This window comes from Oceanimonas marisflavi, assembly GCF_003049725.1.
Taxonomy (GTDB): Bacteria; Pseudomonadota; Gammaproteobacteria; order Enterobacterales; family Aeromonadaceae; genus Oceanimonas; species Oceanimonas marisflavi.
Genome location: NZ_QAGM01000005.1, coordinates 76,234 through 97,668, shown reverse-complemented (window position 1 = coordinate 97,668; position 21,435 = coordinate 76,234). Strand labels below are relative to the sequence as shown.

Genomic DNA, 21,435 nt, shown 5'->3' with positions numbered 1-21,435 from the left:
TGTTCAGTTGGGGGCAACGTCAGCATGGGGCCCGCAGGCCCCATCACTGTCAGTCCAGCAGAGAGATGGCGGTGGGGGCGTCTTCACCCTTCTCGGCCAGCTCTTCGAACTCGTTGACGGCGTCGATTTCAACACCCATGGAGATGTTGGTTACGCGCTCCAGAATGACTTCTACCACTACCGGCACGGAGAACTCGGCCATCAGCTTCTTGGCTTCTTCAAAGGCGGGAGCGATGTCTTCCGGCTTGAATACGCGAATGGCCTTACAGCCCAGACCTTCAACCACGGCCTTGTGGTCAACACCGTACTCGCCCAGCTCCGGCGCGTTGATGTTTTCAAAGGACAGCTGTACGCAGTAGTCCATGTCGAAGCCGCGCTGAGACTGACGGATCAGACCCAGGTAGGAGTTGTTCACCAGTACGTGGATGTAGGGCAGCTTGAACTGAGCACCTACCGCCAGTTCTTCGATCATGAACTGGAAGTCATAGTCACCGGACAGGGCAACCACGTTGCGGCCCGGCTCGGCGGCGCACACACCCAGGGCGGCCGGAATGGTCCAGCCCAGAGGACCGGCCTGACCACAGTTGATCCAGTTGCGCGCCTTGTACACGTGCAGGAACTGGGCAGCGGCGATCTGGGACAGACCGATGGTGGACACATAGGTGGTGTCGCGGCCGAAGGCCTTGTTCATTTCTTCGTATACACGCTGCGGCTTCACCGGGGTGTTGTCGAAGTGGGTCTTGCGCTGCAGGGTGCGCTTGCGCTCCTGACACTCGGCAACCCAGGCGCTGCGGTCTTTCAGTTTGCCGGCAGCTTTCCACTCTTTGGCGACTTCAACGAACAGCTCCAGAGCGGCCTTGGCGTCGGACACGATGCCCAGATCCGGACCAAATACGCGGCCGATCTGAGTGGGTTCGATGTCAACGTGAACGAATTTACGACCCTTGGTGTAAACCTCTACGGAACCGGTGTGACGGTTGGCCCAGCGGTTACCTACACCCAGTACGAAGTCGGAAGCCAGCAGGTTGGCGTTACCGTAGCGGTGAGAGGTCTGCAGACCACACATACCGGCCATCAGGCCGTGGTCGTCCGGAATGGTGCCCCAGCCCATCAGGGTCGGAATAACCGGCACGTTCAGCACTTCGGCGAACTCGGTCAGCAGATCGGCGGCGTCGGCGTTGATAACACCACCACCGGAAACCAGCAGCGGCTTGTCGGCGTCGTTCAGCATGGTCAGGGCTTTTTCAACCTGAATGCGGGTCGCAGCCGGCTTGTAGGGAGTCATCGGCTGGTAGGCTTCCGGATCGAATTCGATCTCGGCCATCTGCACGTCGAAGGGCAGGTCGATCAGCACGGGGCCGGGACGGCCGGAGCGCATGATGTGGAACGCCTGCTGGAATACACCGGGAACCTGACCCGGCTCCAGTACGGTCACGGCCCACTTGGCAACGGGCTTGGCGATGGACTCGATGTCCACGGCCTGGAAGTCTTCCTTGTGCATGCGGGCACGGGGGGCCTGACCGGTGATGCACAGGATCGGAATGGAGTCGGCAGAAGCAGAGTACAGACCGGTGATCATGTCGGTGCCGGCCGGGCCGGAGGTACCGATACATACACCGATGTTGCCCGGATTGGCACGGGTGTAGCCTTCGGCCATGTGAGAGGCGCCTTCAACGTGACGGGCCAGTACGTGGTCGATGGAGCCGAGACCCTTCAGAGCGGCGTAGAAGGGGTTGATGGCGGCACCGGGAACGCCAAAGGCTTTATTGACACCTTCCAGCTCCAGGATTTTGGCGGCCGCTTCGATTGCTTTCATTTTAGCCATGATGTGTATCCATTCATCTGAGGTGCTCTCGGCACCGTGTTGTTGTACGCATAAATACAGCGGTGCGCAGACATGGTCTGGTGAGGACCCTTAACATCTACGCAACCCATACTCTGATGATACGAAAAAAAATGTGACGATCAACAAGTTTTGGAAATGATTTTTATAATGTGGAAATGTGGGCTGGTAAGGCGTGCGGGCACCTTTGCCTGTAATGGTGGGCAAGGTGTTGTTTTTAAGGGCATATAAATGCAGCTCTCAGCCTGTTTGCGGGCTGATGAACTTAACAGTTAAATTTTGGAACGGGTTTCCTCTCTATATAAAGACGGTTTCACCTTATTGTCTGCAATCCATAAATGCGTAACAAAGGCAACGCCAGTTCGCGAAGTATAGTACAACTTTGCAGTCATATTGTATTCACTTTTAAAGAACAAAGTACCGACTATGCTGCAGCGCAACGCATGAGTAGAGAGTGCGGACCCAGCTGGTAATAAGGTCATACCTTATGGTCAGGGAAGATGGTTAAAGGATAGACGGCATATTCTGTTTTGCACCGCACAAAAAAATTCCTTGAAAAAGTTTTTGTGCAGTGCAATATTGTTTCTGCGCGCCAAATCCGGTCAAGAGGTAAAGGGGTTTGCCGGCGTGCCGGGCCACGGGCCCCATTCCCACTAATCAGGAGACGCCAACCATGTCATGGTTTGATATTGCAAAACTGCAGAAAGCACAACAAGACAACCTGGCCCTGGCTCAGAGCCTGGGTACCAACCTGCTGACCAGCGTTGAAAAGCTGGGACAGCTGCAGCTGAAAGCACTGACTGACCTCAGTACTGCTCAGTTCGATTACGCCGGCAAGCTGCTGGCGGTGCGCGATGCCAAGAGCCTGGCCGAGCTGAACCATGCTGCCTTCGGCCCGAGCGCCCTGCTGGAGCGCCAGCTGGGTTTCAACCGTGAAGTGTTTGCCCTGCTGGCCGATGCCCAGCAGCAGCTCGGCAACTACGGCGAGCAGCAGTGGGCCGCCGGCAGCAAGCAGGTGGATGAGTGGGTAGAGCAGTTTGCCGCCCACGCCCCGGCCGGCTCCGAGACTGCCGTGAGCGCCATCAAGCAGGCGGTGAGCCAGGCCAACGAGGCCCGTGAAGGCGCTCAGAAGGCCGCCAAGGATGCCGCCGATATCGCCGACAAGGTACTCAAGCAGGCCGCCGAACAGTCCGAAAAGGCCGCCCGTCAGGTAGCCGAAGCCACCGAAAAGGGCATCAGCGCCGTGACCGCCGCTGCTGCCAATAACACCGCCGCCAAGAACGGCCGCGGTGCTGCCAAGGCAAACTGAGACCAATACCAATAACGACGCTGTTATCTCGTTTGGACGGCAGGGGCAACCCTGCCGTTTTTTTCTGTTTTATGGGCCTGTAGCCGCATCTGGTATCATGAGGCGGTTTTAATTTACCAACAGGACAAGCAATGCAGATCGCAAACGATACCGTGGTGCAGTTTAATTACACCCTGAAAGACGAGCAGGGTGAGGTGATGGATACCAACGAGGGCAAAGCCCCGCTGGCCTATCTGCACGGCCATGACAACATGCTGGAAGGGCTGGAAAAGGCGCTGGACGGCAAAAATGAAGGCGACAGCTTCAGCGTGACCCTGGCACCGGCCGATGCCTATGGCGAGCGGGACGAAAGCCTGATCCAGCGGGTGTCCATTCGTCACCTGCAGGGTGCCAAGCGCTGGGAGCCGGGCATGGTGGCCATGGTGCACACCGAAAACGGTCCGCGCCAGGTGGTGGTGGTCAAGGTAGGCCGCTTTATGGCCGATGTGGATCTCAACCACCTGCTGGCCGGCCGCACCCTGACCTTTGATCTGGAAGTGGTATCTGTGCGGGCCGCCACCGGGGAAGAGCTGGAGCACGGCCATGCCCACGGCGAAGGCGGCCACCAGCACTGAGTGAGTGCGCCGCACCGGTTTATCGCGGTAGCATGGCGTAGGTTGCTGATGAGCGAAGCGAATCGCAACATCAGGCCGGCTGCGGAATGTTGGAATTCGCGGTGCTCATTCCAACCTACCTAATCTGGCAGCCTGCGCTCCAACGGACGGCGGGGAGTTACTCTTCGCCGTCTTTTTTGTCCTTGTCGTTTTGCTCCGGGCTGCCGCCCAGGCCGCCGAACAGGCCAAACATGTTCTGGGTATTGAGGTAAAGCTGGCGGGACTGCTCCACGTACTGGCGCATCATTTCCTGCATCATGGGCACCTGGCCCTGCATAAACTCGCTCCAGGCCTTGGTGGACTGCATCCCGGCCTGGGCCTGTACTTCAATCATGGACTGAATGCTTTCGTCCAGGTAGCTGCCCAGCACGCCCTGATAGGGGCCGTAAAAACGAATGATGTTTTTCAGCATGTCACTGGAGAAAATGGGGTCGCCGCCGCTTTCCGCTTCCTGAATGATCTGCAGCAGAATACTGCGGGTAATGTCTTCGCCGGTTTTGGCGTCCACCACCTGAAAGGGCTCTTCTTCCTGCACCAGCCGGCGAATGTCGGCCAGGGTCACGTGGCTGCTGGTGTGGCTGTCATACAGGCGGCGGTTGGGGTATTTCTTGATGGTGCGAATACTGTCCTGGGATTTTGACATGCGGCACTGGCCCTGAAAAAAGAATAACGGCCAGTGTATCCCAATCGCGCAGGCCGCTCAATTTGGCCCGCGGACGCGAGCTTTCGGCCGCCATTGGGAATATCGGTGTACACAGGCCCTTAGCCGGCGGCAAGGTTCAGGGGCTAATCTCCCGGGGCCGGACCAGCCTCAGATAGTCTTTCATGGGCAGGCTGAACAGCTCGCGGTAACTGCCGGCACTGAAGACGATCTCCTCCTGCCGGGCGAGCTCGCTGTCGATATACACCGGCATGTCATACAGGTTGCCAAAGGGAGGCAGGGCACCCACTTCGCAGTCGGGAAACTGCTCCCGAAAGTCGTTTTCATGCAGCAAGGTGGCTTGCTCTACCGCCAGGGAGCGGGCCAGGTTGCGAGGATGGATAATCCTGGGAGCGGGCACCACCACCATGGCCATTCGTCCATCCAGGGTCACAATCACCACCTTGGCCATTATTCTGCCCGGTATGTGGGCGGCCTCCGCGACCTCCTGGGCGGTAAATGCCGGCGAGTGGCTGATAACCCGGTATTTAACCCCCTGTTGATCCAGATACTGCTGCAATCGTTGCGCCGGCATAATCGATCCTCCAGGCCGAATACTTAACGTCCCTTGAAGTATAGGTCATGGAATGAATGTGGACGGCGCTCAGAAACGAAAAAGGCCGAGCATGATCCCGGCCTTTTTTCATATATAACAGTGGATTACCGCATGGTAACGAATTCTTCCGCCGCGGTCGGATGTATGGCCACGCAGGCGTCGAAGTCGGCCTTGGTGGCGCCCATCTTCACCGCCACCGCAAAGCCCTGCAGGATCTCGTCCATGCCAAAGCCGATACCGTGAATGCCCACCACCTTTTCATCCTCGCCGGCGCACACCAGCTTCATTTTGCAGGGCTGGCGGTGTTGAGTCACGGCGGTGTACATGGCGGTAAAGGAGGAGGTGTACACCTTGACGTTGTCGTCGCCAAAGCGTGCTTTGGCTTCCGGCTCGGTCAGGCCCATGGTGCCGATGGGTGGATGGCTGAACACCACAGTGGGCACCAGCTCATAGTCCATTTTGGCGTCGGGCTTGTTGTTGAACAGCCGCTCGGAGAGCTGGCGTCCGGCCTTGACCGCTACCGGGGTCAGCTCCACGTAGCCGATGTTGTCGCCCACGGCATACACGCCCTTGGCCGAGGTGTTCTGATACTCATCGACCTTGATGTAGCCCTTGGCGTCCAGCTCGACACCGGCGCTTTCCAGATTGAGGTTGCCGGTAAGCGGGCGGCGTCCAATGGCCCAGATCAGGCAGTCCACGGTCAGCGACTCGCCGTTTTCCAGCGTCAGGGTCAGGCTGCCGTCGGCGTGCTTTTCCACGCTTTGAGGCACGGAGTGAGTGTGCAGGGTGGGGCCGTCGGCGGCCATCACCTCCACCAGGGTGTCGGTGAGCAGGGGGTCAAAGTTGCGCAGGGGCGCGTGCTTGCGCACCAGCAGGTGGGTCTCTGAGCCCAGGCTGTGCAGCACCCCGGCCAGCTCCACGGCAATGTAGCCGGCGCCCACCACCGCCACCCGCTTTGGCTGGGCGGTCAGTTCAAAGAAGCCGTTGGAGTCGATGCCGTGCTCGGCGCCGGGAATGTCCGGAATAATGGGCTCGCCGCCGGTGGCGATCAGAATATGGTCGGCGGTGTATTGTTCACCGTTCACTTCCACTGTGTTGGCGTTCTGGAAGCGGGCAAAGCCCTTGATCACCGTGACCTTGTTGTTGCCCAGCACCCGATCGTAGGACTGATGAATGCAGCCAATGTAGGCCTGACGGCTTTCCACCAGGGTGCCCCAGTCGTGCCCCTTGAGATCCACATCGAAACCGTAGTCGGCGGCATAGAGCTTGATGGCCTCGGCCACCTGGGCGCCGTGCCACATCACCTTCTTGGGTACGCAGCCCACGTTGACGCAGGTGCCGCCCAGATCCTTGGCCTCGATCAGGGCTACTTTTTTGCCGTACATGGCCGCCCGGTTGGCGGAGGCGATGCCGCCGCTGCCGCCGCCAATGGCGATATAGTCGAAATGCTGTGCCATAAGTTTGCTCCGTGGATGAAGGTTCATTCAAAGCCGTGGGCCGATTGTACCTCAAGTGTGTGCTGTGCGTGTGGTCAACAAATCATCAGTTCGCCGGTCAAGTGCTGAAGGAGAGCAGTAAAGGCTTGAACATTATCGTCATTATCACCATGTTAGGGGGTATTCCCTCGGCTGCCTGCGGCAGCACGACGGCCAAAACAACAAGAGGTAAAGGACCATGACGAATCCGCTTCTCACCATGGACGGCCTGCCGCCGTTCAGCCGAATCAAGCCGGAACACGTAAAACCGGCCGTGGAGCACGCCATTGCGGATTGCAAAAAGCGGGTGGAAACCGTGCTGGCCCGGGATGAGGAATTTACCTGGGACAATCTGGTGGCGCCGCTGGAAGAAGTGAACGATCACCTCAGCCGCATCTGGTCGCCGGTGAGCCATCTCAACAGCGTGATGAACAGCGAGGAGCTGCGTCAGGCCTATGAGTCCTGTCTGCCGCTGCTGTCGGAATATCATACCTGGATGGGTCAACATCAGGGTCTGTTTGAGGCTTACCAGAGTCTGGCCGGGCGCGACAATTTCAAAAAGCTGAGCCTGGCTCAGCAAAAGGAAGTGAACAATACCCTGCGCGACTTTCACTTGTCGGGCATCGCCCTGGAAGCCGAGCAGAAACGCCGCTTCGGTGAAATTCAGGCGCGGCTGTCGGAGCTGTCGTCCACCTTTGCCAACCGGGTGCTTGACGCCACCCAGGCCTGGCACAAGCAGGTGACCGACAAGGCCGAGCTGGCCGGCCTGCCCGAGTCGGCGCTGGCCGCCGCCGAGGCTCAGGCCAAAGCCCGGGAGCTGGACGGCTGGGTGTTCACCCTGGATATTCCGTCTTACCTGCCGGTGATGATGTATGCCGACAACGCCGCCCTGCGTGAGGAAATGTATTACGCCTTTACCACCCGGGCTTCCGAGCAGGGTCCCAATGCCGGTGAGTTTGACAACACCGCCATCATGGAGGAAACCCTGGCGCTCAGGCAGGAACTGGCGACCCTGCTGGGCTTTGACAACTATGCCCAGGTGTCTCTGGCCACCAAGATGGCGGACAGCGAGCAGCAGGTGCTCGATTTTCTGGAACAGCTGGCCGACCGCAGTTACCCCCAGGGCCAGGCCGAGCTGGCCGAGTTGCGCGACTTTGCCGAAACGCAGTTCGGTGTGAGTGAGCTCAACGCCTGGGATCTGAGCTACTACGGTGAAAAACTCAAGCAGCACAAATACACCATTTCCGACGAAGAGCTGCGGCCCTATTTTCCCGAGCACAAGGTGGTGAATGGCCTGTTTGAAACCGTAAAACGGCTGTTCGGCATCAAGGTGGTGGAGCGCTTCGGGGTGGAGGAATGGCACCCGGATGTGCGCTTTTTCGACATTTTTGATGAGTCCGGCGAGCTGCGTGGCAGCTTTTATCTGGATCTCTATGCCCGTGCCAACAAGCGCGGCGGCGCCTGGATGGACGACTGCATCGGCCGTCGCTACCGGGAAGACGGCAGCCTGCAAAAGCCGGTGGCCTACCTCACCTGCAACTTCAACGGCCCGGTGGGCGACAAGCCGGCGCTCTTTACCCATAACGAGGTGCTGACCCTGTTCCATGAGTTCGGCCACGGCATTCACCATATGCTCACCAGGGTGGACGTGGCCGGTGTGGCCGGCATCAACGGCGTGGCCTGGGATGCGGTGGAGCTGCCCAGCCAGTTCCTGGAAAACTGGTGCTGGCAGCCCGAGGCCCTGGCCTTTATTTCCGGTCATTACGAGACCGGTGAGCCGCTGCCCGCCGATCTGCTGGAGCGCATGCTGGCGGCCCGCAACTACCACTCGGCGCTGATGATGCTGCGTCAGCTGGAGTTTGCCCTGTTCGACTTCCGCCTGCACATGCATGAAAACAGTGCCGAGCCGGGCCGGGTACAGGCGGTGCTCGACGAAGTGCGCAGCAAGGTTGCGGTGCTGACGCCACCCGCCTTTAACCGTTTTCAGCACGGCTTTTCCCACATTTTCGCCGGCGGCTATGCGGCGGGCTACTACAGCTACAAGTGGGCCGAAGTGCTGTCGAGCGATGCCTTTTCCCGGTTTGAGGAAGAAGGCGTGTTCTCGGCCAGGACCGGTCGTGATTTTCTGCATGCCATTCTCGAGCAGGGAGGCTCCAGAGAGCCGATGGAGCTGTTCAAACAGTTCCGCGGCCGCGAGCCCAACATTGATGCCCTGCTGCGACACTCGGGCATCACTGCCTGAACCCCGTCAAATAAAAGGTGGCCATGGCCACCTTTTTTGATCCATCTTTCAGAGTGGAGCCGAATGTCGCATGCGGGCAAAATACCGCATGTGCTTTTAAATGAGACTTAATCATGGAACACGGGGTATCGTCCTGGTTCAGCCTCTGGTGTCTGAACCAGCTGGTAGAGCAGCGTCTGGCCGATGGCGTGCTGCTGTGCCGCCGGCAGGGTGAGCACTGGCAGCCGCTGCTGGCGGCGGGTATGCCCGTACCCGATGGCTCCCTTTGTGTGCCGTCGGATCGTTCCGTTCAGCGGCTGGCTTTTCCTCTTTGCCATGCTCAGGGCATGGGCTCAGGCCAGTTTTTGTCCTTGTCCACCCTGTATCCCGATCACGCTTTATTGCTGTTCTGGCGGCAGCGTCATATCCGTTTCTCCAAAGGCGCCTGGCTGGGGTTCTTTGCGTCCGTGTTTACCGATTCCGATCGGGCACGGCAGGCGGTGTCGCTGTTGCCCCTGTTTGAGTATTTTCCGCTGCCGCTGGTGCGCGCCACCCCCGATGGTGTGGTGGAGTGGACCAACCGGGCGGTGCAGGAGGTGATAGGACACGACAAAGCCAGCATGAAGGGGCGCTCTTTGCGTGAGTTCAGTCTGGGCGAAGACTGGCCGGAGACCCGTCGTCTGTACCGCCGGCTGGCAAACGAGCCGGAGCTGGGCATTGCGGTGATGGAAAAGCATTATCTGCATCCTGATGGTCAGTTGTTGCTGGGAGAGTCACAACTGACGCTGGTACGGGACAAACAGAATGCTCCCTTGTGTTTGATGGGCACACTGGTCAGTTTGCGGTCCCGGGCCTCCAGCCCTCGGGGGCTGAATCTGCGCTTTATTCCGGCACCTGAGCAGCCGGAAGGGGTGATGATTTGTGACCGCCATGGCCGTGTTGAGCAGGTCAGTCCGGCATTTGAGCGGATCACCGGCTACCGAGCAGATCAGGTGCGGGGACAATATCCGTCACTGCTGCGCTCGGGGTTGCACAGCCGGGAGTTTTACCGGCAGATGCATCAGTCCCTGAACGAGCAGGGGCGTTGGCAGGGAGAAATATGGAACCGACGCAGCAATGGCCAGGTTTATCCGGAACGGCTGCGCATCAGCGTTCTGTCTGAACCGGGTGGAGCCATGCGCTATGTGGCCGTATTCAGCGAAATGGGGCACTCCGACCCTCTTGAGCAGGGCGCACCACCGGAAGAAAAGGACAGTCTCACCGGCCTGGCCAACCGGACCAGCTTCCAGCTGCGGCTGGCCCGTTATTGCCGGCTGAGCGAGCCCTTTGCGCTGATGATCCTCGACATCAACAATTTTCGCCTGTTCAACAACGCCATGAACCACAGGGTGGGGGATCGGGTGCTTCAGGAGGTGGCGGCGCGGCTGCGCGGGCGGCTGCGCAGTGGCGATTACCTGGCCCGCATCGGCAGTGACGAGTTCGCCCTGCTGGTGCCAGGCGTGGTGCACCATCGGCAGGCACGCACTTTTGGCCGCCATGTGCTGAGTGCCCTGACCCGGCCCTTGCACCTGGCCGAGCAGCAGTTGTATGTGGACGCCACCCTGGGCGGCGCACTCTGGCCCGGTATCAATGAGAAGGACGCCGAAAGTCTGTTGCAGCATGCGGAGCAGGCGCTGTTTGGCGCCAAGCAGGGCAAGAAGGATCTGGCCATGTATGACGACCGGCTGAACCGGGCCCAGAGCCGGCGTATTCGGTTGCAGCACGATCTGGCCGAGGCCATTCGGCAGGGCGGTTTGCGGGTGCACTACCAGCCCATTATCGATACCGCCAGCGGAGGTGTGACCAAGCTGGAAGCCCTGGTGCGCTGGCCGCACCCGGAGCTGGGCGTTATTTCTCCCGCGGAGTTCGTTCCGGTGGCGGAAGAGGGGGGCATGGTGCAGTCTCTGGGGAGCTGGGTGCTGAAGCAGGCTTGCGCCGATCTGAGCCGGCTGCAGCAGGCGGGCTACCGGCTGCATATGGCCGTCAACCGCTCCAGCCTGGAGTTTCAGAGCCTGGGGCTGGACGGAGCTGAATGGCTGTCGATCATTCAGCGGCACGGACTTTCGCCCCGGCAGATTATTTTCGAGATTACCGAGTCGTTGTTTATGCAGGGCAATGAGCATCATCTGGAGCGCATTCATGCCCTGCGCCGGGCGGGGTGCCGTATTGCCATCGACGACTTCGGCACCGGCTTTTCGGCCCTCAACTACCTGCGCGCCTTTCCCATCGATCTGGTTAAAATCGACAAGAGTTTTATTGACCACCTGCCCGGCAATCAAAAAGATGGCTTGCTGCTGGAAGGTATTTTGCGCATTATCGGCGATCTTGGCATGAAAGTGGTGATCGAAGGCATGGAAACCCGGGCTCAGGCGGCCTACCTTTCCACCCAGCCCTGCCATTTTCTGCAGGGCTACCTGATCGCCAGGCCCATGCCCTTTCGTGAATTGTTGAGTTTTCTGGAATCCTATGCCGGACACACTGTACCCGCTGCAGATTGAGCTGCAGGACCCCACCCTGGCCGCCGAGGCCGACACCCTGCGAACCCGCCTGCGCGACGTCACCGCCGCTGCGCCCTTTGCCCTGATGTTCACCGAAGGCCGGCTGGAGCTGCGCAAGCTGGATGAGCCCAGGCTGGGCGCGGTTTATGTGGACTTTGTGGAGGGGGCGGCGGCGCACCGGCGCAAGTTTGGTGGCGGCCGGGGCCAGACCATCGCCAAGGCGGTGGGGCTCAAGCACGGCCATAACCCTTCCGTGGTGGACGGCACCGCCGGTCTGGGCCGGGATGCCTTTGTGCTGGCTTCGCTGGGTTGCACAGTCACGCTGTGCGAGCGTCACCCTGTGGTGCATGCTCTGCTGGAAGACGGCCTGCGCCGGGCCGCCGCCGACCCGGAGATCGGCGCCTGGGTGCGCGAACGGCTGCAGTTGTTGCCTTTTGGTCACAGCCTGAGCGATATCGGGCAACAGCCGGACGTGGTCTACCTGGATCCCATGTTTCCCCACAAGAAAAAGGCGGCCCTGGTCAAAAAGGAAATGCGGGTGTTTCACTCTCTGGTGGGCGCGGACGAAGACGCCGATGCCCTGCTGACACCGGCCCTGGCCCTGGCCCGGGCCCGGGTAGTGGTGAAGCGGCCCGACTACGCCGGCTTTCTCAATGACGCCAGGCCCTCGGCGCAGATCGCCAGCAAAAACAACCGCTATGATCTGTATGTAAAACAGGCACTCTGACCACGTTATGCCGGCAGCGATTTCACCGTTTTCATCAGTTGCTCATGCAGGGGGGCCTCCGTCAGCGGGCTGGCGTCAATCAGCTCTATTCGGCTCTCCTTTTGCGGCGCCAGCCGGTATACGCTGAGCCGGTCGGTCTGGTTAAAGGCCCACCAGCCATCCTGCGTGCGGAGCACCGCCTTGAGCCGGGCCACCTTTTGCGCCTCGCAAAAGCCACGTACGGCGTCGAGATCGAACACCACCTCGTCAAGAAAGCGCCAGCCCAGGGAGAAATGATCGTCGCCCTGGTTGCTGTAGCGCCGCCAGGGCCGGCTGCGGCTGAGTTTGGGCTCGGGCGCCGCCACCATGGGGCGCTCTGCCTTGCCGGCATGGGCCTGCGGGTAGGCGGCGCGGCGATTCGGATCGTGCGGTTGCTGCAGCCAGTGCAGATCCAGCCGGCCCTGCTCCGTTTCCACCAGTGCCTGCTTTGGCTCAGGGCCCCGGGCGATGTCCCGGCGCAGCCGGTCCAGTTCATCCTCGCTGCACAGATCGCTCTTGTTGGCCACCACCACGTCGGCCAGAGCCAGCTGATCCTGATAGGTTTCATGCTCCCGGTAACGGGCATCGCTCCACTGGCGCGGATCGATCAGGCAAAAGGCGGCGCCCAGATGCAACACATTGCGGTAATGCTCATTGGTGAGAATGTCCATCACCCGGCTGGGGTGGCCCAGCCCGGTGGGCTCGATCAGCAGGCGGTCGGGTTGTGCCTTGTGCAACAGGGCGTTCAGGCCAATCTGAAACGGCAGCCCGGCCACGCAGCACAGGCAGCCGCCGGGAATCTCCTTGATAAGCGCCCCCTGATCGGTCAGCAGGGCGCCGTCTATGCCCACCTCGCCAAACTCGTTGACCAGAATGGCCCAGCGTTCGTGTTCCGGCTTGTGGGCCAGCAGGTGGCGCAGCAGGGTGGTCTTGCCGGTGCCGAGAAAACCCATGACGAGGTGAGTGGGAATGGCGGTGTTCATAAGGGATCGAAAGCAAACAGATTTGTTACTTTATAACACTTTCTGGCCGGTTTGGGTATGAGCGCCTGGCGGCGCTGATGCGGGCAAGCTGCCCGCGCTCCAGAAGGGAGCATGGAGTGAGTGGAGCGCAGGCGGCCCGCCTGCAAATTGGCGCGTAGCGGCAATAGGGTGCCTTCGGGATAAAAAAAGAGCCCTCGCGGGCTCTTTGCTATCACAGTTGGCCGACGAAACTCAGGGCTGAATCACCACCCGGCCCACCGGCTTGCCGGCGACCATGTCGTGAGCCGCGTCAATGACCTGCTCCAGGGTCAGCTCTTTCACCTCGTCTTCATAGTGCACCGGCAGGCTTTCATGCAAGCGCTGCCAGGCCTGGATGCGTTTCTCTCTGGGAATATGCACCGAGTTGATGCCGATCAGCTGTACCCCCCGCAGAATAAAGGGCATGACGGTGGTGTTCAGGGCCACGCCGCCGGTCAGTCCGCAGGCAGCCACGGCGCCATACATGCGGGTTTGGCTGAGAATGCGCGCCAGGGTACGGCCGCCCACGGCGTCGATGGCGCCGGCCCAGTGCTGGGATTCCAGCGCGGCCGGCTCCTGATCGAGCTGAATGCGATCGATGATTTCGTGGGCACCCAGGCTTTTCAGCCAGTCGGCGTGCTCGGGGCGGCCGGTGGAGGCATGCACCTCGTAACCGGCCTTGGCCAGCAACCGCACTGCGATGGAGCCCACGCCGCCGGTGGCGCCGGTGACCAGAATCGGACCCTGGCCCGGCTTGACGCCGGCCTGCTCCAGCGCCATCAGCCCCAGCATGGCGGTAAAGCCGGCAGTGCCAATGGCCATGGCGCGCTTGGCGGTCATTTCCGCCGGCAGGGGGATCAGCCAGTCGCCCTTGACGCTGGCCTTTTCCGCCAGGCCGCCCCAGGTCTGCTCACCCACGCCCCAGCCGGTAAGCAGCACTTCATCACCTATGTCGTAGTCGGGATGGTCTGACGACAGCACGGTGCCGGCGAAATCGATGCCGGGCACCATGGGCCAGTTACGCACGATTTTTCCCTTGCCGGTAATGGCCAGGGCATCCTTGTAGTTAAGGGTGGAGTAATCCACCTTCACCTGCACATCGCCGGTGGTGAGCTGATTTTCCTTGAGGCGTTGCAGACTGGCATGAGTCTGTTTGCCGGATTCTTCCAGTAAGATGGCCTTGAACATATCGCTCTCCTCGCACGTTTTATTATGTCTGTCAGTGTATGGAGACTGTGGCCAAAAGCCATGGTGCGGTGCAGGACAAATGTAGATTTTGTGACCGGGCACGCTACTTGGCCAGCGCGGGTTTTGAAACCTTGATCCAGGCCTCGTTGAGCCACAGCGATGCCAGAATAATGCCCCCGCCCAGCGCCAGCCGGGGAAGGTCGGCGTCCCGGTTCCAGATCAGCAGGTTCACCAGCAGGCCGGCAGGCACCAGGGCGTTGTTCATGATCGCCAGGGCTCCGGCGTTCACCAGGGTGGCGCCCTTGTTCCACAGGAAGTATCCCAGGCCCGAGGCGCCCAGCCCCAGCCACAACAGAATACCCCATTGCAGGGAGGTGGCCGGATACTTGTCGCCGCCCAGCACCAGCCAGGCCGGGGTGACTACCAGCAGCGCGCCCAGATAGAAATAGCCAAAGCGGTTGTGCTGGGGTCCGGCCGACGGATAGCGCTCCAGCAACACCTTGTAGCCCACCTGGCCCAGGGCGAAACAGAGGTTGGCGCCCTGCACCACCGCAAAGCCGAGCAGGTAATCATTGGTCAGGCCGTCAAAACGGATCACCAGAGCGCCCAGTACTGCCAGAAGGGCGGTAAACAGATAGCCGGGGCGAAAACGTTTGTGCAGCAGATCATACACCAGGGTGACATACACAGGGGTGAGCACAGTGAAGATCAGCACTTCCGGCACCGTCAGCAGCAGAAATGACTGGTAATAAAACAGATACATCACCCCCATTTGCAGGGCGCCACAGGCCATGAGCCCGGCGGCCAGCCGGGGCGGCTGACGCCAGCGCAAAAAAGGGGCAAACAACAGGGCAGCCAGGGTGATGCGGGTCAGCACCGAAAAGTAGCTGTCCACGGCACCGGCCAGGTAAACGCCGATAAGGCTGAAGGAAAAAGCCCATAACAGGGTGACAAAAACCAGATAAGGCATGGGTAAATCATGTGCATTGGTAAAGGAGATGGCCATGATGGCGTAAACCCGGGCATAAAAAAAGCCGGCGCAATGCGCCGGCCCGGGACCAATGCAGGTTTGTCATAAAGGAGAGAATGACGTCCCCAAACAAAAGTGGTTCAACACCACACGCAGAAACTGCAGGGCATATTTAGTCGGAACATGCCCGAAAAGGTTGTCAGCGTGGTAAACAGGATTGCCCGATCGTAACCCGTTCGTTTTTTCGTGCCGCTTGTGCGACCCGAGACAGGCAGTACCCCCCATGATGCCACCATGCCCGAAACCGTGTTTGACCGAACCGTCTAGAGACGTTTCATCACCACGCCGACGTTAAACTTGATGGCCGGCATTCTATGAACAAAGCGCTTATGGTAAAAATGAATTGTCGTCATAAAGGTATGGTTAATATCGATGGATAATCTGTTTCAGCGGCTGGATCTGAACCTGCTGCGGGTATTCGATGTACTGATGCAGTGCCGCAACGTCACCCGGGCGGCGGAACAGCTCAATCTGTCCCAGTCCACGGTCAGCCATGCCCTCGGAAGGCTGCGTCAGGCCCTGGACGATCCGCTGTTTGTCATGACCCGCAAGGAAATGCGGCCCACTCACCGAGCCCAGGCGCTGGCCACGCCGGTGCGCCAGGCCCTGGCTCTGCTGGAGCAGGGAGTGCGCCAGTCGGCGGGGTTTGAGCCGGGTCGCTCACAACGGACCTTTCGGCTGGCGGTGCCCTCGTCCATTGAGCACGGCGTGGTGCCGCAACTGGTGGAGCTGCTCTATCAAAGGGCGCCGGGCTGCCGGCTGGCGGTGAGCGAGCTGGTCAACTCCGATTATGAAGACGCCCTGGCCCGGGCCGAGCTGGATCTGGTGGTGAGCTTTGCCGGGGCCGATCATCTGTCGGAGCGGTTGCTCACCGATATCTGGTTTCACAACCCCATGGTGTGCCTGTCGGCAACCGGCAGTGAGCTGCCCGGGGTGCTTGAGCCGGCGCAACTGGTGGCGTGGAGTCATGTATCCACCTCCAACTGGGGTCACAATCAGACGCTGGTGGATGGCTGGCTGCGTGAAAAGGGGCTGGCACGGCATATTGGCGTCTGGGTGCCCAGCTTTGAAGCCCTGCCCCGGCTGCTGGCCACCGGCCGGTATCTGGCAGTGGTGCCGGAGCTGATTGGCCGGGATTTGTGTTATTACTATCCGCTGCAGGCACACAGGCTGAGCGAACCCTTACACAGTACCTATGTACTGGCCCAGCATCCGCTGACCGAATTTGATCCGGCGCTGATGTGGTTCAGGGAGTTGCTGCAGGAGGCGGGCGGTCAGTAGCCGCCCGCAGGGTTCAGCTCTTGGGCAGGGGCACCACCAGCAGATCGCAGGGCACGGTATTCATCAGCTGGCGGGCAGAAGAGGTGAGCAGGCTCCAGAAGCTCTGTTCATGACCGCAGATCAGCAGATCAACGCCGTGCTGCTCCACCGCTTCATTTACCTTGAGCGTAAGATCGCCGCAGATCACCAGTTTTTTCTCGATGGGATAGTCGATCTCGGCCAGATAGTCTTCCAGACGCTGCTTGGCGTCGGCCACCACCTGATCCTGAATGTTGTCGATATCGATGTCGATCATCTCGGTGTAGAGGTCCTTGAGATCCACATCCACATGAATCACCGACAGCTTGGCGTTGTTGGCGCGGGCCCGGTCCACCGCCTTGGCGATCACCTTGCGGTTTTTCTCGGTCATGTCGACCGCCGCCAGAATGTGTTTGTACTGATACGGCTCTGTCATGGTAAATCTCCTTTTTTATCAACCCTATCAATCCGTTAGTAAACAAACCGTGAGCTGCACGAAAGTTTTTGCAACTTCGCCAGCATAGGCCAGACAGCCGGCCCGGCACAAGTACCATAAAGTCTATAGTGACTTGTTACGGACTCAGGGATGATGTTGGCCGAGCACCTCCCTGAGCGTATGAATCTCTTCCCGCAGCGACGCTATCTCTGCCCGCAGGGCGCCCAGTTGCTGGTTAACTTCCTGCTCTTCGTTTTCCACCGCCTCCTGTTGCTCTTCGGTTTTGGGGCTGAGCACCGCCGAGGCCACCAGCCCCGACACACCGGCAAACAGGGTGACGCCGGCAAAGATCACCACCGAAGAGATAATGCGGCCGGCGGTGGTTACCGGGTAGTGATCGCCATAGCCCACAGTGGAGATGGTGACCAGGGCCCACCAGATGGCATCTTCGGCGGTTTCGATATTGGAGTCGGGGTGGCCGGCTTCGGTCATCAGAATGGCGATGGCGCTGCCGCTGATCACCACCACCAGGATCAGCAGCATGGAGGCCATCATGGTGCTGCCGCTGTGCTTCAGCAGGTGGCGAATCACCTGATTGGCTACCCGCAGCATGCGCAGCACCCGCAGCACCTGGAAAATACGGCCATAACGCAGCACATCAATGGCCGGAATGGAGGCAATAAAGTCAATCCAGTGCACCCTGAGAAAGCGCTTCTTGCTGGGGGCCCTGGCCAGCCCATAAAAAAAGTGGCTGAGCAGAATGACACAGATGCCGGTGTCCAGGTAGAGCAGCAGCTCCTTTTCGGCGGCGTTAAAAGGGCCGAACTGGTGCAGCACCACGGCCGCCAGCGAGACGATGGACAGCACCATCATCAGCAGCTCAAAGGCACTGGGGGGAACAAAACGTACGGGGGATTTCATGCGGTCTCCTGTCCTTGGTTGACGTCGGTTCAGCGCGTGGGCGGGTTCTTGTGGGCCTGCAGTAAAAAGCGACGGGGCGTGTTAGCCATATCGGTAAAGGTGCCCAGGGTCACCCGGTAGCTTTGTTCTTCCAGAAACAGGGCCCGATCCAGCAGCAGCCACAGCTCAAGCGGATAACGGTAAAGATGGCGCACCAGCTCGATGCGCTTGATCAGCAGACGGCGGGCATCGGCCAGGGCAAGCCAGTGGCTGCCGTTGAGCTGTGCGGGCATGGGCAGCCCCTTGCGTTCGCAGGCCCAATGGGCGAACCCGGCAAAGTCACCGTTCAGTAACTGCTTGGGAAAGGTGGGCAGGGGAAGATAGGCATCCTTACCGGTCAGCGCTCGTTGCAGCTCGTCAAAGGCCAGCCGCCAGGTCAGCTCGGTGTGGCGCAGGCGGCGAACCCGTTCGCCGCCGGTGACCTGTTGCTGCAGCGGCAGGCGCAGATCATGACGGCTCAAGCGCAGATCGGCTTGTCGCCCTGCCGCCGACAGCGGCGTGTAATACTCGCCGGGGATCAGGTGATAGCAGCAGGGCGATAGTGCCAGCGCCTGTGTGCCCGCCGCGGCACCGTGGCGCAGAAAGCGCAGGTGCAGTTCGCCGCAGGCGTGCAGCGCCACCGCCAGTTGCGCCGGCGCAAACAGCCGTGCGGCCTCGGGAGTCAGGGCGTCGGCGCAGTGAAAGCGATGGTCAATCTGCAGCCGCTCGGCAAGGTTTTCTCCCTGCCGGCACAGATCCGCGTTCCACTCCAGGCTGGTGACGGCTTGTTGTTGTTGCAGCGCCAGCAACCGGCCCAGATGGCCCTTGCCGGCGCACCATTCCAGAATGGGGTGATTGCCATAAATATTGGCGGCAAAATCCCTGATCTGCGCCCATTTTCGGCCGGGAATGCCGCTGCTCCAGCGTGGTGTGGCATAGTCGGCGGCCCGCTTCAGCTCGCCGGGGTGCCAGTCGTGCACCGCCACCACATCGGAGCGCCAGGGCGCCAGCAGGGCCAGGGCGTCGGCCGGGTTTTCCTCCAGGGTGTCGAGTTCGTCTTCGGAAAGGGCGTCAAGCACCGGCGCCAGATCGGGCCAGGGCAGTGCACGGCAGGCAAAGGGCAGCCGCTGCCAGTCGCCGCAATGGCGTGCCAGCAGAGGGCTCAGGAAATGAAACTGATCGGCGAGTTCGCTCATGGGGGCAATTATACTCACAGCCACGGGAGCCGGCATAGCCGGACGGGGGCCCGGCGAGTAGAATGCCCTTCTTTTTTGCTTTGTTCGAGGAAATGCCATGCAGGCCTGGGATGTAATAGTGATCGGCGCCGGCGCCGCCGGTCTGATGTGTGCCGCCGAGGCCGGCAAACGGGGTCGCCGTGTGCTGGTGCTGGATCACGGCAAGCGCATCGGTCGCAAGATACTGATGTCGGGAGGCGGCCGCTGCAACTTCACCAATTACCATGTGGAGCCCGGCGCCTACCTGTGCGCCAATCCTCATTTTGTGAAGTCGGCGCTGGCCCGCTACACCCAGTGGGACTTTATCGCCCTGGTCGACAAGCACGGCATTGCTTACCACGAAAAGACGCTGGGGCAGCTGTTCTGCGATGATTCGGCGCAGAATATCGTCGATCTGCTGGTAAAAGAGTGTGATGACGCCGGCGTGACCATACGACTGCGGTCCGAAGTGCTGAACGTGGAGCGCCTCGGTGAGGGCTTTGAGGTGGCCACCGCCGGCGAGCAGTACAGCTGCCAGTCGCTGGTGGTGGCCACCGGTGGCCTGTCCATGCCCAAGATAGGCGCCTCGCCCTTTGGTTACCGGCTGGCGGAGCAGTTTGGTCTCAAGGTGCTGCCCACCCGGGCCGGCCTGGTGCCCTTTACCCTGCAGCCGGACGACAAGCAGACCCTTGAGGCCCTGGCCGGCGTCAGCCTGCCGGTGGTGGCGGAAAGCGAAGACGGCACCCGCTTTGCCGAAAATCTGCTGTTTACCCACAGGGGCGTATCCGGCCCGGCGGTGCTGCAGATTTCGTCCTACTGGCGGCCCGGCGAACGGGTGCACTTTGAGTTGCTGCCGGCCGGCAGCCTGGTGCAGGCGGTGGCGGAGAGCCCCAATCAGGAGCTGAAAACCTGGCTGGCGCGGCATCTGCCCAAACGGCTGGTGGACGTCCTGCTGGTCCGTGAGGAGCTCACCAGCAAGCCGCTCAAGCAATATACCCACAAGGAGCTGGCCGCCATTGAACAGCGGCTGGCTGCCTGGCCGCTGCAACCCGGCGGCACCGAGGGCTACCGCACCGCCGAAGTCACCCTGGGCGGCGTGGACACCGACGAGCTTTCTTCAAAGACCATGGAAGCGAAAAAGGTGCCCAACCTGTACTTTATCGGCGAGGTGATGGATGTGACCGGCTGGCTGGGGGGCTACAACTTTCAGTGGGCCTGGAGCTCCGGCTGGGTCGCCGGTCAGGTGGTGTAAGTTTCGTCTGTTAGTTCGGTGCAAGTCGGTCAAATAACCCGCTCTCCCGACACGCCGTAAACCCCTATATGGGGGCTCCGCTGCGCCGTCCCTGGCGCAGAGGGTACGGGGGAACGGGTTTCTTTGACCGCCCTTATACTGACTGAAGTTACACAATATCCAGCGGGGTCTTGCGCGTGGGCGCCGGAAAGGCGGCGTCGAGGCGGGCCAGCACCTCGTCGCTGAGGGCAAGAGTGAGGGCGCCGGCGTTTTGCTGCACATGCTCGGGCTGCACCGCCTTGGGAATGGCGATCACGTCGCGCTGGCCGTTCACCGGGCGAATGGCCCAGGCCAGCAGCAGCTGGGCCACGGTCACGCCCAGATCGCCGGCAATGGCCTGCAGTTCGGGGTGGCCAAACAGCTCCCGGCGCAACCGGCCACCCTGGGCCAGGGGGCAATAGGCCATGGTGGGCATGCCCCGCTCCCGCTGCCAGGGCAGCAGAGAATATTCAATGCCCCGGGAGCCCAGGTGATAGAGCACCTGGTTCACCGCGCACTGATCGCCGCCGTCGGTATACGCCAGCTCCTGCATCTCGCCGAGATCGCAGTTGGACACGCCAAAGCGCTTGATCTTGCCGTCCGCCTGCAGCTTTTCAAAGGCTTCCAGGGTTTCGTCCAGGGGAATGCTGCCGGGCCAGTGCAGCAGGTAGAGGTCGAGGTGATCCGTGCCCAGGCGCCGAAGGCTGGCTTCACAGGCGGCAATGGCGCTGCGGCGGCCGGCGTTCCAGGGATAGACCTTGGACACCAGAAAGGCCTGGTCACGGCGTCCTTTCAGCGCCTCGCCCACCACTTCCTCGGCGCCACCGTCGGCGTACATTTCGGCGGTATCGATCAAAGTCAGGCCGAGATCCAGCCCCTGTTGCAGGGCTTTTACTTCCGCTTGTCGGGGGGTGAGACCTTCACCCATATACCAGGTGCCCTGGCCAATGGCCGGCAGTTCAACGGCGGGCAGGCCGGCGGTGGCCTTGAGGGTAACGGTAGTGTCCATGCTTGCCTCT

The 21,435-nt window shown here is 60.7% G+C and carries 18 protein-coding genes; 7 read left to right on the top strand and 11 right to left on the bottom strand.

Annotation, left to right across the window (positions count from 1 at the left end; translation table 11 throughout):
* Window positions 1-49: 49 nt before the first annotated feature.
* The gene (gene gcl / locus DA373_RS04950; RefSeq protein ID WP_107851235.1) at window positions 50-1,825 is read right to left on the bottom strand and encodes a glyoxylate carboligase; all 1,776 of its coding nucleotides are present in this window, start codon (window positions 1,823-1,825) and stop codon (window positions 50-52) included.
* Window positions 1,826-2,516: 691 nt separating this feature from the next.
* Between gcl and DA373_RS04945 the strand changes: the two genes are divergently transcribed.
* Both DA373_RS04945 and DA373_RS04940 read left to right on the top strand, forming a co-directional pair.
* Complete coding sequence (locus DA373_RS04945) at window positions 2,517-3,152, top strand: phasin family protein (protein WP_107851234.1); 636 nt, start codon at window positions 2,517-2,519, stop codon at window positions 3,150-3,152.
* Window positions 3,153-3,283: 131 nt separating this feature from the next.
* The gene (locus DA373_RS04940; RefSeq protein ID WP_107851233.1) at window positions 3,284-3,766 is read left to right on the top strand and encodes an FKBP-type peptidyl-prolyl cis-trans isomerase; all 483 of its coding nucleotides are present in this window, start codon (window positions 3,284-3,286) and stop codon (window positions 3,764-3,766) included.
* A gap of 157 nt (window positions 3,767-3,923) precedes the next feature.
* Here DA373_RS04940 and phaR read toward each other — a convergent pair whose 3' ends face one another.
* The 3 genes from phaR to gorA all read right to left on the bottom strand — a co-directional run bounded on the left by phaR (window position 3,924) and on the right by gorA (window position 6,518).
* A complete protein-coding gene (phaR, locus tag DA373_RS04935) occupies window positions 3,924-4,448 on the bottom strand; it encodes a polyhydroxyalkanoate synthesis repressor PhaR (RefSeq protein ID WP_107851232.1) in 525 nt (174 codons plus the stop codon).
* Window positions 4,449-4,584: 136 nt separating this feature from the next.
* The gene (locus tag DA373_RS04930; protein WP_107851231.1) at window positions 4,585-5,040 is read right to left on the bottom strand and encodes an aminoacyl-tRNA deacylase; all 456 of its coding nucleotides are present in this window, start codon (window positions 5,038-5,040) and stop codon (window positions 4,585-4,587) included.
* 125 nt (window positions 5,041-5,165) lie between these two features.
* A complete protein-coding gene (gorA, locus tag DA373_RS04925) occupies window positions 5,166-6,518 on the bottom strand; it encodes a glutathione-disulfide reductase (RefSeq protein WP_107851230.1) in 1,353 nt (450 codons plus the stop codon).
* Window positions 6,519-6,735: 217 nt separating this feature from the next.
* Between gorA and prlC the strand changes: the two genes are divergently transcribed.
* The 3 genes from prlC (at window position 6,736) to DA373_RS04910 (ending at window position 12,021) form a co-directional block, all read left to right on the top strand.
* Window positions 6,736-8,778, top strand: a complete 2,043-nt coding sequence (gene prlC, locus DA373_RS04920; protein ID WP_107851229.1) for an oligopeptidase A — start codon at window positions 6,736-6,738, stop codon at window positions 8,776-8,778.
* A 113-nt stretch (window positions 8,779-8,891) separates the two neighbouring features.
* On the top strand, window positions 8,892-11,294 hold the full coding sequence (locus tag DA373_RS04915; protein ID WP_107851228.1) for a sensor domain-containing protein: 2,403 nt from the start codon (window positions 8,892-8,894) through the stop codon (window positions 11,292-11,294).
* A complete protein-coding gene (locus DA373_RS04910) occupies window positions 11,263-12,021 on the top strand; it encodes a class I SAM-dependent methyltransferase (protein ID WP_107851227.1) in 759 nt (252 codons plus the stop codon). The genes DA373_RS04915 and DA373_RS04910 overlap by 32 nt, the downstream gene beginning before the upstream one ends.
* Before the next feature lie 5 nt (window positions 12,022-12,026).
* Here DA373_RS04910 and DA373_RS04905 read toward each other — a convergent pair whose 3' ends face one another.
* The 3 genes from DA373_RS04905 to DA373_RS04895 all read right to left on the bottom strand — a co-directional run bounded on the left by DA373_RS04905 (window position 12,027) and on the right by DA373_RS04895 (window position 15,198).
* Complete coding sequence (locus DA373_RS04905) at window positions 12,027-13,022, bottom strand: CobW family GTP-binding protein (protein WP_107851226.1); 996 nt, start codon at window positions 13,020-13,022, stop codon at window positions 12,027-12,029.
* A gap of 231 nt (window positions 13,023-13,253) precedes the next feature.
* Window positions 13,254-14,228, bottom strand: a complete 975-nt coding sequence (gene acuI / locus DA373_RS04900) for an acrylyl-CoA reductase (NADPH) (protein ID WP_107851225.1) — start codon at window positions 14,226-14,228, stop codon at window positions 13,254-13,256.
* Window positions 14,229-14,331: 103 nt separating this feature from the next.
* Complete coding sequence (locus DA373_RS04895; protein ID WP_107851224.1) at window positions 14,332-15,198, bottom strand: carboxylate/amino acid/amine transporter; 867 nt, start codon at window positions 15,196-15,198, stop codon at window positions 14,332-14,334.
* Window positions 15,199-15,630: 432 nt separating this feature from the next.
* On the opposite strand from DA373_RS04895, the gene DA373_RS04890 reads away from it, so the two are divergent.
* The gene (locus DA373_RS04890) at window positions 15,631-16,539 is read left to right on the top strand and encodes a LysR family transcriptional regulator (protein WP_107851223.1); all 909 of its coding nucleotides are present in this window, start codon (window positions 15,631-15,633) and stop codon (window positions 16,537-16,539) included.
* A gap of 13 nt (window positions 16,540-16,552) precedes the next feature.
* Here DA373_RS04890 and DA373_RS04885 read toward each other — a convergent pair whose 3' ends face one another.
* From DA373_RS04885 to DA373_RS04875, 3 genes are all read right to left on the bottom strand, one after another.
* Window positions 16,553-16,993, bottom strand: a complete 441-nt coding sequence (locus DA373_RS04885; protein ID WP_107851222.1) for a universal stress protein — start codon at window positions 16,991-16,993, stop codon at window positions 16,553-16,555.
* A gap of 144 nt (window positions 16,994-17,137) precedes the next feature.
* Complete coding sequence (locus tag DA373_RS04880; protein WP_107851221.1) at window positions 17,138-17,914, bottom strand: ion transporter; 777 nt, start codon at window positions 17,912-17,914, stop codon at window positions 17,138-17,140.
* A gap of 29 nt (window positions 17,915-17,943) precedes the next feature.
* Window positions 17,944-19,128 carry a methyltransferase gene (locus DA373_RS04875; protein WP_107851293.1) on the bottom strand — a complete coding sequence of 395 codons (1,185 nt, stop codon included), beginning with the start codon at window positions 19,126-19,128 and terminating at the stop codon, window positions 17,944-17,946.
* Window positions 19,129-19,225: 97 nt separating this feature from the next.
* Between DA373_RS04875 and DA373_RS04870 the strand changes: the two genes are divergently transcribed.
* Window positions 19,226-20,398 (top strand): BaiN/RdsA family NAD(P)/FAD-dependent oxidoreductase, encoded by a 1,173-nt coding sequence (locus DA373_RS04870; RefSeq protein ID WP_107851220.1) that lies wholly within the window; start codon window positions 19,226-19,228, stop codon window positions 20,396-20,398.
* A gap of 148 nt (window positions 20,399-20,546) precedes the next feature.
* Here the strand turns inward: DA373_RS04870 and DA373_RS04865 are convergent, their stop codons facing one another.
* On the bottom strand, window positions 20,547-21,425 hold the full coding sequence (locus DA373_RS04865) for an aldo/keto reductase (protein WP_107851219.1): 879 nt from the start codon (window positions 21,423-21,425) through the stop codon (window positions 20,547-20,549).
* Between the last annotated feature and the right edge of the window lie 10 nt (window positions 21,426-21,435).